The sequence below is a fragment of the Lelliottia sp. CFBP8978 genome (assembly GCF_034046055.2).
Lineage (GTDB): Bacteria > Pseudomonadota > Gammaproteobacteria > Enterobacterales > Enterobacteriaceae > Enterobacter.
Genome location: NZ_CM188253.1, coordinates 1209977 through 1225436, shown reverse-complemented (window position 1 = coordinate 1225436; position 15460 = coordinate 1209977). Strand labels below are relative to the sequence as shown.

Here is a 15460-nt window from a genome sequence, read left to right as displayed (position 1 = left end):
CCAAACTCCTGTCGAAAAAAATCGCCTGCCTGGCGTTAGTGAATGAACGGCTGCCAGAGGGTAATCAGCCCCTGAGTCAGCCCGCCACGCCAGCAAAGCGCATCATGTCCGCCGTCAACCTGACGCCAGAAAATCGACTGCTGTGTGTGTTGTAGTTGGGCGTAAATGACCTGATTGGCGCGGAAAATCAGCGGCTCGCGCTGTCCCGCTTCAAGAACGATGCGCAGATTTTGCGCGGATTTTTCACCCGCTTTGAGTTGTTCGATAAGCAGCCCGTCCTGCTGTGCACCGCGATGTGGCCACCAGTAGGAACCCGACTGACTGAGCACACAGCCAAAACGCTGCGGCCAGTTCAGACCGGCATACAGCGACGAGAGTCCGCCAAAACTCTGACCGGCAACAACGGTACGATCGGCGCGATCGCTGAAAGGCGTGGTGGCGCGGATCTGCGAAAGCAGTTCGTCCTGCACCGCCAGCCAGAAATCGGGATTGCAGGGCAATTCACGACTGCGATGGGCGGTGTCGATCGCATCGATCAGCACATAGACCGCGGGCGGCAATTGCCCCTCATTTGTCAGCGCCGTCAGTGCCGGCCAGACGGGCATACTTTCGGCCCAAAACTGCCCGTCGAGCAGTATCGCCAGCGGGCGTTCAGCCGGGTTTTCCTCACCCGTGGTGAACACCCAGACGCGACGAGAATTCCCCAGTCGCGGGCTGTGCCACTCTATACATTGCGGGGGAAGATAAGGCGTATCGGGACAATTCCAGCCGGGCTGGACGGGGGCCTCCGGCATTTCCAGCGCCGACACCGGGTGGCCGCGCCCACCGCGCCAGCTTTGCGCATTCAGCGGATCGGCAACCGCGTCAGGCAGCAGTTTGCGCCATCCTTCGCGCAGCGCCATACGATCGGGCACATCACCGGTAAAGACCGTTTCGTCAAAATCCTGCGCGCGCCGGGAGGGGATAAAACAGTAGCTGCCGCGCCACTCGGAGCTGAATTCTCCCTGCCATTGCCAGACGTCGGTTCCGGCAAGGCGCGTTAACGTTTGGGGTCGGGCATTTTGATGGTGATCGGTGACGCCGGTGATGTAAATCCACACCCGCTGTACCGTGGACGTCGATTGCGTCCCGGCCGGATCGCGCCACCAGAATGTCACACGATAATGATCCCCTTCGCGTACCCATTCCGGACCTGTTTTTGACTGCCACCAGGCATCACTTCCCGTTGTTAACGCCGTCACCCGTTTAACCTCATGTTTTTCGCGTCTTTTTTGCGACAAGACAAAAATTATTGATAATATTATTGATAACTATTTGCATTTGCAATAGCGTAGTGCCCGCGCTGTGGGAAGCGCGCTCATAAAATAACCATGCCATGCATTGTGTGCGCTCGAGGACAGGGCTGCTTACACAACGTGCCGGTGACAAGTCATGCCGCCTCCTCTCCCGTTCGGGAATGGAGCCAAGGGGATGCGGCAACGAAAAGCAGGACGTACAATGAATAACAAGATTCACTCCCTGGCCTTGCTGGTCAATCTGGGAATTTACGGCGTTGCCATGCCCGCGATGGCAGACGACAAAACCACCAGCAGTGCCGCGCACGAAGATACCATGGTGATCACCGCCGCCGAGCAAAACCTGCAGGCGCCGGGCGTTTCAACCATCACTGCCGATGAAATCCGTAAAAATCCTCCCGCTCGCGACGTGGCAGAAATTATCCGCACCATGCCGGGCGTTAACCTCACCGGGAACTCCACCAGCGGTCAGCGCGGTAACAATCGCCAGATCGACATTCGTGGCATGGGCCCGGAAAACACCCTGATTCTGATCGACGGCAAGCCTGTCACCAGCCGCAACTCCATCCGTCTGGGCTGGCGCGGCGAGCGTGATACCCGTGGCGATACCGGCTGGGTTCCGCCAGAGATGATTGAACGTATCGAAGTCATTCGTGGCCCGGCAGCGGCTCGTTACGGCAACGGCGCCGCGGGCGGCGTGGTGAACATTATCACCAAAAAATTCGACAGCGAGTGGCATGGTTCATGGAACACCTACCTGAACGCGCCAGAGCATAAAGACGAAGGTTCCACCAAACGCACTAACTTCAGCCTGAGCGGCCCGCTGGGCGGCGATTTCAGCTTCCGCATGTTTGGTAATCTGGATAAAACCCAGGCCGATGCATGGGATATCAACCAGGGTCACCAGTCCGAACGTACCGGCGCGTATGTCGATACACTGCCTTCTGGTCGTGAAGGGGTTGAAAATAAAGACATCAACGGCGTGGTGCGCTGGGACTTCGCTCCGATGCAGTCGCTGGAATTTGAAGCGGGCTACAGCCGTCAGAACAACCTGTACGCAGGCGACACCCAGAACACCAACAACGATAATGCGCTGGTGAAAAAGAATTACGGCAAAGAGACCAACCGTATCTATCGCCAGAACTGGGCGGTGACCTGGAACGGCGGCTGGGATAACGGCATTACCACCAGCAACTGGGCGCAGTACGAACACACGCGTAACTCCCGTCTGGGCGAAGGGCTGGCGGGCGGCCTGGAAGGGCTGTTCAATAGCGACAAATTCACCGATACGGATCTGTCCGACGTCACCCTGCACAGCGAAATCAACCTGCCGATTGATTTCCTCGTTAACCAGAATCTGACGCTGGGCACCGAGTGGAACCAGCAGCGCATGAAGGATTCCACCTCCTATACGCAACCCCAGCAAGGCGGCGCAATCCCGGGCATGAGCGACGACCGCAGCCCGTACTCCAAAGCGGAGATCTTCTCGCTGTTTGCCGAGAACAACATGGAGCTGACCGACAGCACCATGCTGACCCCGGCGCTGCGTTTTGATCATCACACTATCGTGGGCAACAACTGGAGCCCGTCCCTGAATCTGTCGCAAGGGCTGGGTGATGACTTTACGCTGAAGATGGGCATCGCGCGGGCTTACAAAGCCCCGAGCCTGTACCAGACCAACCCGAACTATCTGCTGTACAGCAAAGGCCAGGGTTGCTACGCCAGCCCGGATGAAACGGGTTGCTATATGCTTGGCAACGACGATCTGAAAGCGGAAACCAGCATCAACAAAGAGATTGGTCTGGAGTGGAAACGCGACGGCTGGCTGGCGGGTGCGACCTGGTTCCGTAACGACTATCGCGACAAAATTGAAGCGGGCTATGCGCCAATCGGCCATACCTCGGCCGGGAAAGTACAGACCGATATCTACCAGTGGGAAAACGTCCCGAAAGCGGTGGTAGAAGGTCTGGAAGGGACGCTGAATGTTCCGGTAAGCGATGCCATTAACTGGACCAACAACATCACCTACATGCTGCAAAGCAAGAACAAGGAGACCGGCGATCGCCTGTCGATCATCCCGGAGTACACGCTGAACTCAACCCTGAGCTGGCAGGTACAACAGGATGTGTCGCTGCAATCGACCTTTACCTGGTACGGTAAGCAGCAGCCGAAGAAATACAACTACAAAGGTCAGCCTGTGACCGGCTCTGAGAAGGACGAAGTAAGCCCTTACAGCATCGTTGGCCTGAGCGCGACCTGGGACGTTACCAAATTCGTCAGCCTGACCGGCGGTGTGGATAACGTCTTCGACAAACGTCAGTGGCGCGCGGGTAATGCCCAGACCACGGGTAACGACAAAACCGGCGCTTATATGTACGGTGCAGGAGCGTACACGTATAATGAGCCGGGCCGTACCTGGTACATGAGCGTAAACACGCACTTCTAAGGTAAAAGCAAAACGGCTACGCCAGTGACCGTTTTTAGTGTTTTCACCCTCTCTCCGCAAGAGATCGCCGGGGTGAGGTCCAGGTAAAAGCAAAACGGCCACGACAGTGGCCGTTTTTAATGTTTGCCCCCTCTCCCTGTGGGAGAGGGCCGGGGTGAGGGCAAGGTAAACGCAAAACGGCCACGCCAGTGACCGTTTTTAGTGTTTGCTCCCTCTCCCTGTGGGAGAGGGCCGGGGTGAGGGCAAGGTAAACGCAAAACGGCCACGCCAGTGACCGTTTTTAGTGTTTGCTCCCTCTCCCTGTGGGAGAGGGCCGGGGTGAGGGCATCAGGCCGCACAAGGTAAAAGCAAAACGGCCACGACAGTGGCCGTTTTTAATGTTTGCCCCCTCTCCCTGTGGGAGAGGGCCGGGGTGAGGGCATCAGGCCGCACAAGGTAAACGCAAAACGGCCACGCCAGTGGCCGTTTTTAATGTTTGCCCCCTCTCCCTGTGGGAGAGGGCCGGGGTGAGGGCATCAGGCCGCACACGGTAAAAACCAAACGGTAACCGCGTTGCCGTTTTTAGTGTTTGCTCCCTCTCCCTGTGGGAGAGGGCCGGGGTGAGGGCATCAGGCCGCACAGTTTAAAAACATGTAAGGGCAAAACAATGCACACCACCCACACCTCTTTTCTGCTCGCCGGTCAAACCGTCCATCGCATTACTTTCGATCCCGCGACTTTTACCGACATCGATCTGCTTTGGCTCCCCCACCACGCAGAACTGACCGATGCCGGACGCAAACGCAAAACCGATCATCTTGCCGGACGACTTGCCGCCGCCCATGCGCTGCGGGATTGTGGGATCACCGCCCTCCCCGCCATCGGCGTCAACGGCGAACCGCTGTGGCCCGCGGGGATCGTCGGGAGTATTACTCATACCGCAAACTGCGCCATGGCGACGGTATCTGACCGCACGCATCGTCTCGTCGGGCTTGATTGCGAACTGATCCTGGATCCGCAGGAAGCCGAAAACATCAAAGACGGTATTCTTTTTGAGACAGAAGAATCTGTTTTACGTCCGGTTGACATCCCTTTTTCACAGGCACTTACCCTGGTTTTCAGCGCCAAAGAGAGTTTGTTTAAAGCACTCTTCCCCTGCGTGAAGGAATACATGGGATTTGACTGCGCGCGAGTGACAGCGCTGGATGAACAGCATCTGACGCTGGCGCTGACCCGGCCGCTGGCAGGATTTTCTGCAGGCGACTGTTTCACGATCTACTGGCAGCGCGAAAACGAGCGAATTATCACGCTGATTTCTCAGCAATAGCCGCCCTGCACGAGGCAATGCCCCCATGAAGCGAACGGGGATTTTTTTTGCGTACCTGCTCGCGAATTTCCTGCTGATTTTCCAATACTGCAATTTCTGTTTGGGCAATAGCCCGCTCTGGCATAGAATTCTTCGCAGCCATAATCAACTCCCTTTAGTTGTTTGTGGTTAGCGGTATAAGGGTGCTGGTACACCTTTATACCGCGATCTCATTTATAACCTTTTACCTGCCTTTACAGCTCGTGTTGCCTGGGTTAACGAGAACTATCATACCGCTATGGATAAATGCACAGCCCGGTTAATTTATTAAAAATATAAAAAATGCGAGACCGCTCGGGGAAAATATGAAAGGGTGGCTTTTAATTTCATGAATAAAGCTGACAAATAAATCACTCAGCAGAATATTAGTTATTATTCAGCTCGCGAATTATAGCCCGCCTTTCACTCAGAATACTTAAATCCATATATAAAAGAAAAGGACCAGAGATGATTCATCTCTGGTCCCGCTTTCTGTATTCAACAATGTTCAGCGAAAAGTTTACACATCCGGGAACATCACGCTATTTCCCGGCGCTTCGCGGTGAAGATGGATAAAGTTCAGGTGTCGTTCGTACTGATCGAGAATATCGGTGATCACCTGTTCCTTGCTGTAATCCATCAAATCGTTACCCTGGCTGCCTTCCAGCAGGAAGGTTTCCAGCCGATAGTAGGTCGATTTTCCGCTACGCGCGCGATAGGTAAAGCCCGGCACCGAGTACTGCTGCGGCCAGATCTGGTAGATGAAGTTCTGCTCATCGCCCATATGCACCAGCAGATCCAGATGCCCTAAATGCTCGCCCTCTTCCGCCGGCAGGTTCTTCAGCTCGACGTGCGCGCCACGCAGCTTCAGCTCCTGCGCGACCTCTTCCATCGCCGGGAAACAGACCGTTTCCATCATCTGTTTGGTGTAGCGCGTGCCCGGATAATTCATCAGGCGCGACAGCCGCTTCTTCCAGCTCAGACGGTCCTGGGTTCCCATCGGACGCGGCGCGGTGTCGCGGTTAGCGCTCTCACGCCGGTAATCTTCGACCTTAAGCGATTTATACAGCCCCGCCATCACAAAGAAGATGACGAAACTGAACGGCAGGCCCATGATCACCGTGGTGTTTTGCAGCGCCGAAATCCCGTTAGTCATCAGCATGCCCAGCGTCAGCAGACCGATCACCATCGACCAGAAGATACGCAGCCAGTTGGGCGCATCGCTGTTGATGTCCTTCAGCTTCGAAGTGAAGTTGCCCAGCACCAGCGCGCCGGAATCCGCCGACGTGACGTAAAACAGCAGACCGGTAATCGTGGCGACCGAAGCGCTAAAGGTAAACGCCGGGTACTGCGCCAGCAGGCTGTAGAACCCGCGCTCCGGGTGCGCCATCGACTCCTGGGCAAACGCCGCATCGCCATGAATGATTTCATACAGCGCGCTGTTCCCGAACACCGACAGCCATAGCAGCGTAAAGGTAAACGGAATAATCAGCGTCCCCATCACGAACTGGCGGATGGTGCGCCCGCGCGAAATACGCGCCAGGAACAGCCCGACAAACGGCGACCAGGCCACCCACCACGCCCAGAAGAACAGCGTCCAGTTGTTCATCCACTCGACCGGCCGGTCAAAGGCGAAGCTGTTGAGGGTCATGCCCATAAAGCGGTTCACGTAATCGCCCACGTTCAGCACCAGGGCGTTGAGCAGGAACGACGTGTCGCCCATAAACAGCACAAACAGAATCAGCCCCAGCGCCAGCGCGACGTTCAGCTCGGACAGAATACGAATGCCCTTATCGACGCCAGAGGTCACGGAGATGGTGGCGATAATCACCGACAGCGCAATCAGCGCCGCTTTGGCCGCCATCGAATCCGGGATATCAAACAGCACGCTCAGGCCGTAGTTAAGCTGGACAACGCCAATCCCGAGGGTCGTCGCGATACCAAAAATGGTGCCGATAACGGCGGCAATATCCACGCTGTGACCAATCGGTCCGTTAATTTTTTTGCCAAAGATGGGATAGAGCGCCGAGCGGATCGTGAGGGGTAAATTATAACGATAGCTAAAGTATCCCAGCGCCATTCCCATCAGGGCGTACATCGACCAGCCGGTTAAGCCGTAGTGGAACAGCGTCCAGACCATCGCCTGACGCGCGGCCTCCATCGTCTGCCCCTGCCCTTCCGGCGGCTGCATATATTGCGTGATCGGCTCTGCCACCGAGAAGAACATCAGGTCAATACCGATGCCTGCGGCGAACAGCATCGCCGCCCAGCTCAGCAGGCTGAACTCCGGTTTTGATTGCTCCGGCCCGAGCTTGACCGAGCCAAATCTTGAGCAGGCAATGCACACCACAAAGACGATATACAGCGTGGCAGCCAGTAAATAATACCAGCCGAAGGTTTTTGAAACCCAGTTTAAGGTTCGACCAATCCACAGCGCGGATAAGTCGCTGAAGAAGATCGTCATCAGGGAAAACAACAAAATCAGTCCTGCCGAAGTGTAAAACACCACCGGATTGATTTTGTCCTTTTCTCTGCTTTGTGAAAGGTCTGTCATCCAGTATCCCCACTCTTTTTGTAACTATTGAAAACAAAATCCGCAACAATTAAGACACATTTTATATTGAACGTCCAATCAAAAACCGCTTTAATGGTTAAACAATGCTGATGAATGGAGCGGCAAAATGCCCAAACTGGGGATGCAGCCAATCCGGCGCAGGCAACTGATCGACGCCACGCTGGAAGCAATAAATGAAGTGGGTATGCACGATGCCACTGTCGCGCAGATTGCCCGTCGGGCAGGCGTATCGACCGGCATCATCAGCCACTACTTCAGGGACAAAAATGGCCTGCTGGAAGCCACGATGCGCGATATCACCAGCCAGCTTCGCCACGCGGTGCTGAGCCGTTTACGCGCTCTGCCCGACGGCAGCGCTGAGCAGCGTTTGCAGGCCATTGTGGCCGGCAATTTTGACGAAACGCAGATCAGCAGCGCGGCCATGAAAGCCTGGCTGGCCTTCTGGGCGAGCAGTATGCATCAGCCGATGCTGTACCGCCTGCAGCAGGTGAGCAGCCGGCGTCTGCTGTCGAATCTGGTCAGCGAGTTTGCCCGCGTGCTGCCGCGTGAAAAAGCGCAGGAAGCCGGCTACGGCCTGGCGGCGCTGATCGACGGACTGTGGCTACGCGCCGCGCTCAGCGGTCATGCTCTGGATAAAGGCCGTGCGCAGGCGCTAACCGGCCATTTCATCAGCCAGCATTTACCGATCGTCACCGAATAACCGAGGAGAAATTATGTCCCGAATGGCGGAACAACAGCTTTATATCAACGGTGGTTATACCCCCGCCACCAGCGGTAGCACCTTCGAGACCATCAACCCGGCCAACGGCGAGGTGTTGGCGACCGTACAGGCCGCCGGACGCGACGATGTGGATCGTGCCGTAAAAAGCGCCCGGCAGGGGCAAAAAGTCTGGGCGGCGATGACCGCTATGGAGCGTTCGCGCATTTTGCGCCGCGCCGTGGATATCCTGCGCGAGCGTAACGACGAACTGGCCCATCTGGAGACGCTCGACACCGGCAAGCCGCTTTCCGAAACCACCAGCGTCGATATTGTGACCGGTGCGGATGTGCTCGAATATTACGCCGGGCTCATTCCGGCGCTGGAAGGCAGCCAGATCCCGCTGCGCGACACCTCTTTCGTCTACACCCGTCGCGAGCCGCTGGGCGTGGTGGCGGGAATTGGTGCGTGGAACTACCCGATTCAGATTGCCCTGTGGAAATCCGCGCCAGCGCTGGCCGCAGGCAATGCCATGATCTTTAAACCAAGCGAAGTGACCCCGCTGACGGCGCTGAAGCTGGCCGAAATTTACACCGAAGCCGGTCTGCCGGATGGGGTATTTAACGTGCTGCCGGGCGTGGGCAGCGAGACGGGACAGTATCTGACTGAGCATCCCGGTATCGCCAAAGTGTCATTTACCGGCGGCGTGGCCAGCGGCAAAAAAGTGATGGCTAACTCCGCCGCTTCGTCGCTGAAAGAGGTGACGATGGAGCTGGGCGGCAAATCTCCGCTGATTGTGTTCGACGATGCAGATCTCGATCTGGCCGCCGATATCGCGATGATGGCCAACTTCTTCAGCTCCGGGCAGGTGTGCACTAACGGGACGCGCGTATTCGTTCCGGCAAAATTCAAAGCGGAATTTGAGCAGAAAATCCTGGCGCGCGTGGCGCGTATTCAGGCCGGTGATGTATTCGATGCATCCACCAACTTTGGTCCGCTGGTCAGCTTCCCGCATCGCGAAAACGTGCTGCGCTTTATCGAACAGGGCAAACGCGAAGGCGCACGCGTGCTGTGCGGCGGCGACGTGCTGAAAGGCGATGGATTTGATAACGGCGCATGGGTTGCCCCAACCGTCTTTACCGACTGTCGCGACGACATGACCATCGTGCGCGAAGAAATTTTCGGGCCGGTTATGGCGATCCTCACCTATGAAAGTGAAGCTGAAGTGATTCGTCGCGCCAATGATACCGACTACGGTCTGGCGGCGGGCATTGTCACCACCGACCTGAACCGGGCGCATCGCGCTATCCACCAGCTCGAAGCGGGTATTTGCTGGATTAATACCTGGGGGGAATCCGCTGCCGAAATGCCGGTGGGCGGGTACAAACACTCCGGTATTGGCCGCGAAAACGGCGTGATGACGCTCCAGAGTTACACCCAGGTGAAGTCCATCCAGGTTGAGATGGGTAAATTCCAGTCCATATTTTAACCGGGAGGTTTATTTGCAATTTGACTACATCATTATTGGTGCCGGTTCTGCCGGCAACGTACTGGCGACACGACTGACGGAAGATCCCAATACCACCGTACTGCTGCTTGAAGCAGGCGGTCCGGATTACCGTTTTGACTTCCGCACGCAGATGCCTGCGGCACTGGCCTTCCCGTTACAGGGTAAGCGCTATAACTGGGCGTATGAAACCGAGCCTGAGCCGTTCATGAACAACCGCCGGATGGAGTGCGGACGCGGGAAAGGACTGGGCGGTTCATCGCTGATTAACGGCATGTGCTACATCCGTGGTAACGCCATGGATCTGGACAACTGGGCGACCGAGCCAGGGCTTGAGCACTGGAGCTATCTCAACTGCCTGCCCTACTACCGCAAATCAGAAACGCGGGATGTGGGCCCGAATGACTGGCACGGTGGCGACGGTCCGGTGAGCGTCACCACCTCAAAACCCGGCGTGAATCCGCTGTTTGAAGCGATGGTTGAAGCGGGCGTGCAGGCCGGTTATCCGCGCACGGACGATCTCAACGGCTATCAGCAGGAAGGATTTGGCCCGATGGACAGGACCGTGACCCCGCAGGGTCGCCGCGCCAGCACCGCCCGCGGTTATCTGGATCAGGCTAAACCGCGGGCTAATTTGACCATCCGCACTCACGCCATGACCGATCACATTATTTTTGACGGCAAGCGTGCGGTGGGCGTCGAATGGCTGGAAGGTGACAGCACCATTCCGAACAACGCGACGGCGCGCAAGGAAGTGCTGTTATGCGCCGGGGCGATTGCTTCGCCGCAGATCCTGCAACGCTCAGGCGTCGGCAGCGCTGAACTGCTGAAGCAGTTTGCGGTTCCGCTGGTTCATGACCTGCCCGGCGTGGGCGAGAATCTGCAGGATCACCTTGAGATGTACCTGCAATATGAGTGTAAAGAACCGGTCTCCCTCTACCCGGCGCTGCAGTGGTGGAACCAGCCAAAAATTGGCGCGGAATGGCTGTTTGGCGGCACGGGCGTCGGCGCAAGCAACCACTTTGAAGCGGGCGGTTTTATCCGCAGTCGCGAAGAGTTTGCGTGGCCGAATATTCAGTACCACTTCCTGCCGGTTGCGATTAACTATAACGGCTCGAATGCGGTGAAAGAGCACGGCTTCCAGTGTCACGTCGGCTCCATGCGCTCGCCGAGCCGTGGGCATGTGCGCATCACCTCTCGCGATCCGCACGACCACCCGGCGATCCTGTTCAACTATATGTCTCACGAGCAGGACTGGCAGGAGTTCCGCGATGCGATCCGCATCACCCGTGAAATCATGCACCAGCCGGCGCTGGATAAATATCGCGGCCGCGAGATAAGCCCGGGCGTGGAGTGTCAGACCGACGAACAGCTCGACGAATTTGTGCGTAACCACGCCGAGACGGCATTCCATCCGTGCGGCACCTGCAAAATGGGTTATGACGAAATGTCAGTGGTCGATGGCGAGGGCCGCGTCCACGGGCTGGAAGGGCTGCGCGTGGTGGATGCCTCAATCATGCCGCAGATCATTACCGGCAACCTGAACGCCACCACCATTATGATTGGCGAGAAAATTGCCGATGCCATTCGCGGTCGCGAGCCGCTGGCGAAGAGCACGGCGGCCTATTATGTGGCGGATGGGGCGCCGGTCAGGCGTTGAGTCGCATTTTCCCCTCACCCTAACCCTCTCCCCAAAGGGGAGAGGGAATAAATACACCCTCGTACCCTTGGAACGATTACCCCCGCACCTTTGAACAGAGGGAGCGATTACCCCCTCGCCCCTTTGGGGAGAGGGCTGGGGTGAGGGGTATTCCTTTTAAATCCGAAATTCCTCAAGCCTTTTAACCTGCCGCCCTTCCCCGTCGAAATTCTCCGCCGCCAGCCAGCCACGCAGTTCCGCATCGCGTTCCGCCCACTCGGTATCCAGAATCGAGAGCATATCGCTGTCGCGATTGCGCCCTTTGCGCACCAGTTTTTGCCGTAGCCGCCCTTCCCAGACAAAACCCAGCCGCTCTGCCGTTTTACGCGATGCGACGTTCATCGAATCACATTTCCACTCCAGCCTGCGGTACTGATGCGCAAACGCGTTTTTCAGTAACAGCCAGACGGTTTCAGTGCCCATTGCGCTATTTCTCATCTTTCGCGACCAGGTGACGTGGCCGATTTCCACCGAGCCCATCAGGCGCTCAATCGCCATATAACTGACCAGCCCAACCGCACGATCTGTGCGCAGGTCGATAACCGCAAAGGGTACCAGCCCGTCATCTGCCACCTTATCCTGCAACCATTCGGCGGTGGCTGCCACGCTGGCAGGCTGCGTACTGGCAAGCCACGTCCAGTCGCTGTCATCACCCAGCGCATAAGCCTCGAAAAGATCGACCGCGTGGCGCGAGGCGTCCAGAGGCTCAAGACGACAAAATCGCCCGTTAAGGGCTGTGCGGGTCAAAACGCCAGCCCCTTTCCAGTCGGGCACAGTATCGTTAACAATCTGACCATGTTGATTAATTTCTGGCACGCCGGTGTCTCCCTGTCTGGTGATGTAGTGGTTATATCAGGACAAAAAGCAGACGAACAATAATTTTCATTCTCTGCGCTTAATAGACAATCCATCTGCCTTATACCCTGCTGGTACAAGGCGAGCACCAAATGGGCCAGATTCTGGAAAGCGCCTCGCAAATCGGAAAGTAACCTGACGAAATACGGGGGTGAAGGCTTTTTTTTGTCAGCGGCTGGTCGTAAAGTGCCTGCGTTGCGGCACATCCGCAATCGGGCGTAGGAACCCGTTATTCACGACACGACAATTTTTGTCGCGACAGTGCTCACCCCGTTAAAATGACGGTAGCGCTGGTGGAGCAGCCGCAAGGCTGGCCGTTTCGTCGTGTACGGTATTCCTACCTCCGTCAGCGCTCCCCCCAGAGCACAGGAACTTATTGCGGTGGTTTGGATAAATACCAGAAAAGGAATATCACATGACGACTTTCCCAACCCTGTCTTATGCACAATCTGAAGAAGACATCGTTCAACAGCTTATTACCCTCCCCCTCCCCGAAACCGCAGATTCGATTGCGGTGGCTGACGCCTGTGCCGCAATGGTCTGCGCGCTGGTCGAAACCGATGATGCCGATAAACGCAGCGCCTTATGCCAGCGGTTGCTGGAGGCACTCGGTCAGTTACGCGAACGCTGCGATACCGGGCTTGCACCGCATCTGATTGAGCAATTAATCGCGGGTGAGAGAACCACCTCCTGCGTGCCGGACTGCTGGCAGGAAACGGCGACACAGGTGGAGTATGCGCAGGCTTTAACCCAGGCCATTCTTGGTGGAACGCTGCCAGCCAACGTGGCGAACGAGTTAACGAGGTTACTGCATGATATGGTCTGGTTGCTGGCGGAGTTTGTGAGGGAGCCGGCTGTCACGGCGCACTAAGCGCAGTAAGTGATGCCGAAATTCTGCGTCTACCGCGTGCAGGATTTCGGCACAGGATCACTTGAGCAGTTTTACCGTGGCATCAATATCGATCTCATCTTCCGAGAAGATGAACGTCGTGCCCTGGAAGGTGGTGATCGCCAGTTTTTTCAGCGAACGCATTTCACCCGGTTTCGTGGTTGATTTCGGTCTGATATTACTCAGCAGTAACCCAACGGACAGCACGGCATTTTCTTTATCAATCCGGGTTTCAACAGGCACTTCTTCGCTGTAAACAAGGAAAGACTTGATCGACGTGAGCTTAAGGCGCTCGCCTGCGATAAAGATGTATTTGCTTTCCGGAATCACTTTCACCGCAAACGCGGATAATCCCTTGTTGTTGGTCGTGGGCTCGAAAGTGACCGCCGCATCTTTCTTAATCAGCTCAGGGTTGGCGACCTTAATCACATGAAAATAGCGGTTATCGCCGTTTTCATCTTTGATAAATCCAAAACCTTTATCTTTAAACCACGTTGTGATTGTTCCGTTCATCGCCATTACCGCCTGGTTAATCGTTTATCAACTCAATTTTTGCAGCGCGCAGTGTAAAGCACAATGCCTGCGCAGACCACGCCTTTGGCTTAAGTCTGGATGATAAATTTACGATCGGCGAGTGTCAGCGTCAGGGGAAAGGGTAAAAATGCGAAATACGCGGGTAGCGTCCCCTGCACGCTTCATCAGATAGCCAGATTCGTCAGTCGCCCGAAAATTGGGTATGATCCGCACCCACTCTCAAGCCGGTCAGCCTGATGTCTACGATTATTGATACCTTTATTGCGCCACCGTGCCACGACCAGATAGACATACTCTGGCAGGACGAGCATCTGGTGCTGATCAATAAACCCGCCGGGCTGCTCAGCCTCTCGGGGAAAAATCCGCAGAATCTGGATTCGGTGCATCATCGGCTGGTCAGGCAATTCCCGGGGTGTACCCTGGTGCATCGCCTGGATTTTGGGACTTCCGGGCTGATGGTCATTGCCCGCAATAAAGCGATTAATGCCGCACTCTGCCAGCAGTTCAGCCAGCGGACGGTCACCAAGGTGTACAGCGCGCTGCTCTGTGGGCATCTGGAAGAAGACGAAGGAGTGATAGACGCGGCGATTGCCAAAGATCCGGCGCTGTTCCCGCTGATGTCGCTTTGCGAAATCCACGGTAAGCCCGCTCGCTCCCGCTATCGGGTCATTGAGCGCTTTTATCTGGAGGCTGAAAACGGGACGTCGCTCCCCTTAACCCGGGTACAGCTCACGCCGGAAACCGGGCGTACTCACCAGCTTCGCATTCACTGCCAGCGGCTAGGTCACCCAATTCTCGGCTGTGACCTGTATGGCGGTCGCCTGCTGCCAGGCAGCGAACAGACGCCGCGGCTCATGCTACACGCCAGTGAGCTGGATTTTGTGCATCCCATTAGCGGAAAAGAAATTAATGCCCGGCATGCCAGCCCGTTCTGAATGTGATGATAACGTTCTGGACGCCACCGCGAAGATGACCGGTACGGTGGCTTAATCACTTTGCTCGTCTGGCCCGACAGCCGTAACCGTTTGTTACCACATCAAATCATCGGGCACTTTAAAATCAGCATACGGATCGTCTTCATCCTGCTCTTCCTGACTGAGTGCGCTATTTAAAACAATACTGTTCGCATCACGCTGCGCAATTTTATCGGCGACACTCGCCGGGATGATGACATATTGGCTCTCGCCGCTGTTATCCACCAGACGCGCAATGGCGAGACGGCCACTAATCAGCTGAGTTTGCGTCAGCTTATCGACCGTCATTTTCTTAATCAGATTATTATCGGTGAAATTGAAATCAATATTGCCTCTTGAAATGTCAATCCGGTTCATTTCAATCAACTGCTTTACCTGAGCTTTATATTCTTTTGATAACGCAGCCTGTTTTTGTTGTTCGCTCAACTGCTTATCACGCTCAAGCTGGGCTTTTTTATTTTCTTCGACAGCCTCTCTCGCCTCACGAGCCTGAACGCGTGATTTTTTTGCCGTTCTCTGGACTTTGGCCATTTTTTTGCTGGTCACTAATCCAGCCTTTAACATTTGCTCTTGTAAGGTCAGTTTTGTCATCTTCGTTTCTAAACCAGTTGAATAAGTTGCGGGATTATACCTGGAATGCCCGCTGCGGGGCCAGACGCTGAGGT

At 55.9% G+C, this 15460-nt stretch carries 13 protein-coding genes; 7 read left to right on the top strand and 6 right to left on the bottom strand.

Features of this window, described 5'->3' with window-relative positions; translation table 11 throughout:
* Positions 1–35: 35 nt before the first annotated feature.
* Positions 36–1241 carry an enterochelin esterase gene (fes, locus tag SOM82_RS05640; RefSeq protein ID WP_501083555.1) on the bottom strand — a complete coding sequence of 402 codons (1206 nt, stop codon included), beginning with the start codon at positions 1239–1241 and terminating at the stop codon, positions 36–38.
* A gap of 256 nt (positions 1242–1497) precedes the next feature.
* On the opposite strand from fes, the gene SOM82_RS05635 reads away from it, so the two are divergent.
* A complete protein-coding gene (locus tag SOM82_RS05635) occupies positions 1498–3741 on the top strand; it encodes a TonB-dependent siderophore receptor (RefSeq protein WP_320460086.1) in 2244 nt (747 codons plus the stop codon).
* 646 nt (positions 3742–4387) lie between these two features.
* Entirely contained in the window at positions 4388–5047 is a 660-nt protein-coding gene (gene entD / locus SOM82_RS05630; RefSeq protein WP_320460087.1) for an enterobactin synthase subunit EntD, read from the top strand.
* Here the strand turns inward: entD and SOM82_RS05625 are convergent.
* Complete coding sequence (locus SOM82_RS05625) at positions 5025–5189, bottom strand: hypothetical protein (protein WP_320460088.1); 165 nt, start codon at positions 5187–5189, stop codon at positions 5025–5027. The two genes, entD and SOM82_RS05625, sit on opposite strands and share 23 nt — an antisense overlap.
* A 396-nt stretch (positions 5190–5585) precedes the next feature.
* Positions 5586–7619: a choline BCCT transporter BetT gene (betT, locus tag SOM82_RS05620; RefSeq protein WP_154126607.1), complete on the bottom strand. Its 2034-nt coding sequence runs from the start codon at positions 7617–7619 to the stop codon at positions 5586–5588.
* Positions 7620–7746: 127 nt separating this feature from the next.
* Here betT and betI point away from each other — a divergent pair, with 127 nt between their 5' ends.
* Genes betI through betA form a run of 3 tightly spaced genes read left to right on the top strand, consistent with a single transcriptional unit; the run spans position 7747 to position 11504 of the window.
* Positions 7747–8340 (top strand): transcriptional regulator BetI, encoded by a 594-nt coding sequence (gene betI, locus SOM82_RS05615; RefSeq protein ID WP_154126606.1) that lies wholly within the window; start codon positions 7747–7749, stop codon positions 8338–8340.
* 13 nt (positions 8341–8353) lie between these two features.
* Positions 8354–9826, top strand: coding sequence for a betaine-aldehyde dehydrogenase (gene betB / locus SOM82_RS05610; protein ID WP_320460089.1), 1473 nt, complete (start codon positions 8354–8356; stop codon positions 9824–9826).
* 13 nt (positions 9827–9839) lie between these two features.
* On the top strand, positions 9840–11504 hold the full coding sequence (gene betA / locus SOM82_RS05605; RefSeq protein WP_320460090.1) for a choline dehydrogenase: 1665 nt from the start codon (positions 9840–9842) through the stop codon (positions 11502–11504).
* A 156-nt stretch (positions 11505–11660) separates the two neighbouring features.
* On the opposite strand, the gene SOM82_RS05600 is transcribed toward betA, so the two are convergent.
* A complete protein-coding gene (locus SOM82_RS05600; RefSeq protein ID WP_320460091.1) occupies positions 11661–12359 on the bottom strand; it encodes a GNAT family N-acetyltransferase in 699 nt (232 codons plus the stop codon).
* Between the two features lie 454 nt (positions 12360–12813).
* Here SOM82_RS05600 and SOM82_RS05595 point away from each other — a divergent pair, with 454 nt between their 5' ends.
* Positions 12814–13269: a hypothetical protein gene (locus SOM82_RS05595; RefSeq protein ID WP_320460092.1), complete on the top strand. Its 456-nt coding sequence runs from the start codon at positions 12814–12816 to the stop codon at positions 13267–13269.
* 57 nt (positions 13270–13326) lie between these two features.
* Here the strand turns inward: SOM82_RS05595 and SOM82_RS05590 are convergent, their stop codons facing one another.
* Positions 13327–13806, bottom strand: a complete 480-nt coding sequence (locus SOM82_RS05590) for a cold-shock protein (RefSeq protein WP_320460093.1) — start codon at positions 13804–13806, stop codon at positions 13327–13329.
* A 251-nt stretch (positions 13807–14057) separates the two neighbouring features.
* Here SOM82_RS05590 and SOM82_RS05585 point away from each other — a divergent pair, with 251 nt between their 5' ends.
* A complete protein-coding gene (locus SOM82_RS05585; protein ID WP_320460094.1) occupies positions 14058–14756 on the top strand; it encodes an RluA family pseudouridine synthase in 699 nt (232 codons plus the stop codon).
* Positions 14757–14849: 93 nt separating this feature from the next.
* Here the strand turns inward: SOM82_RS05585 and SOM82_RS05580 are convergent, their stop codons facing one another.
* A complete protein-coding gene (locus tag SOM82_RS05580) occupies positions 14850–15386 on the bottom strand; it encodes a DUF2058 domain-containing protein (protein ID WP_154126593.1) in 537 nt (178 codons plus the stop codon).
* Positions 15387–15460 lie beyond the last annotated feature (74 nt).

Bases quoted from the DNA above. Each gene is read 5' to 3' on its own strand.
- SOM82_RS05635 (WP_320460086.1), top strand. From the start codon at position 1,498: ATGAATAACAAGATTCACTCCCTGGCCTTGCTGGTCAATCTGGGAATT.
- entD (WP_320460087.1), top strand. From the start codon at position 4,388: ATGCACACCACCCACACCTCTTTTCTGCTCGCCGGTCAAACCGTCCAT.
- SOM82_RS05625 (WP_320460088.1), bottom strand. From the start codon at position 5,189: ATGGCTGCGAAGAATTCTATGCCAGAGCGGGCTATTGCCCAAACAGAA.
- betT (WP_154126607.1), bottom strand. From the start codon at position 7,619: ATGACAGACCTTTCACAAAGCAGAGAAAAGGACAAAATCAATCCGGTG.
- betI (WP_154126606.1), top strand. From the start codon at position 7,747: ATGCCCAAACTGGGGATGCAGCCAATCCGGCGCAGGCAACTGATCGAC.
- betB (WP_320460089.1), top strand. From the start codon at position 8,354: ATGTCCCGAATGGCGGAACAACAGCTTTATATCAACGGTGGTTATACC.
- SOM82_RS05595 (WP_320460092.1), top strand. From the start codon at position 12,814: ATGACGACTTTCCCAACCCTGTCTTATGCACAATCTGAAGAAGACATC.
- SOM82_RS05590 (WP_320460093.1), bottom strand. From the start codon at position 13,806: ATGGCGATGAACGGAACAATCACAACGTGGTTTAAAGATAAAGGTTTT.
- SOM82_RS05585 (WP_320460094.1), top strand. From the start codon at position 14,058: ATGTCTACGATTATTGATACCTTTATTGCGCCACCGTGCCACGACCAG.
- SOM82_RS05580 (WP_154126593.1), bottom strand. From the start codon at position 15,386: ATGACAAAACTGACCTTACAAGAGCAAATGTTAAAGGCTGGATTAGTG.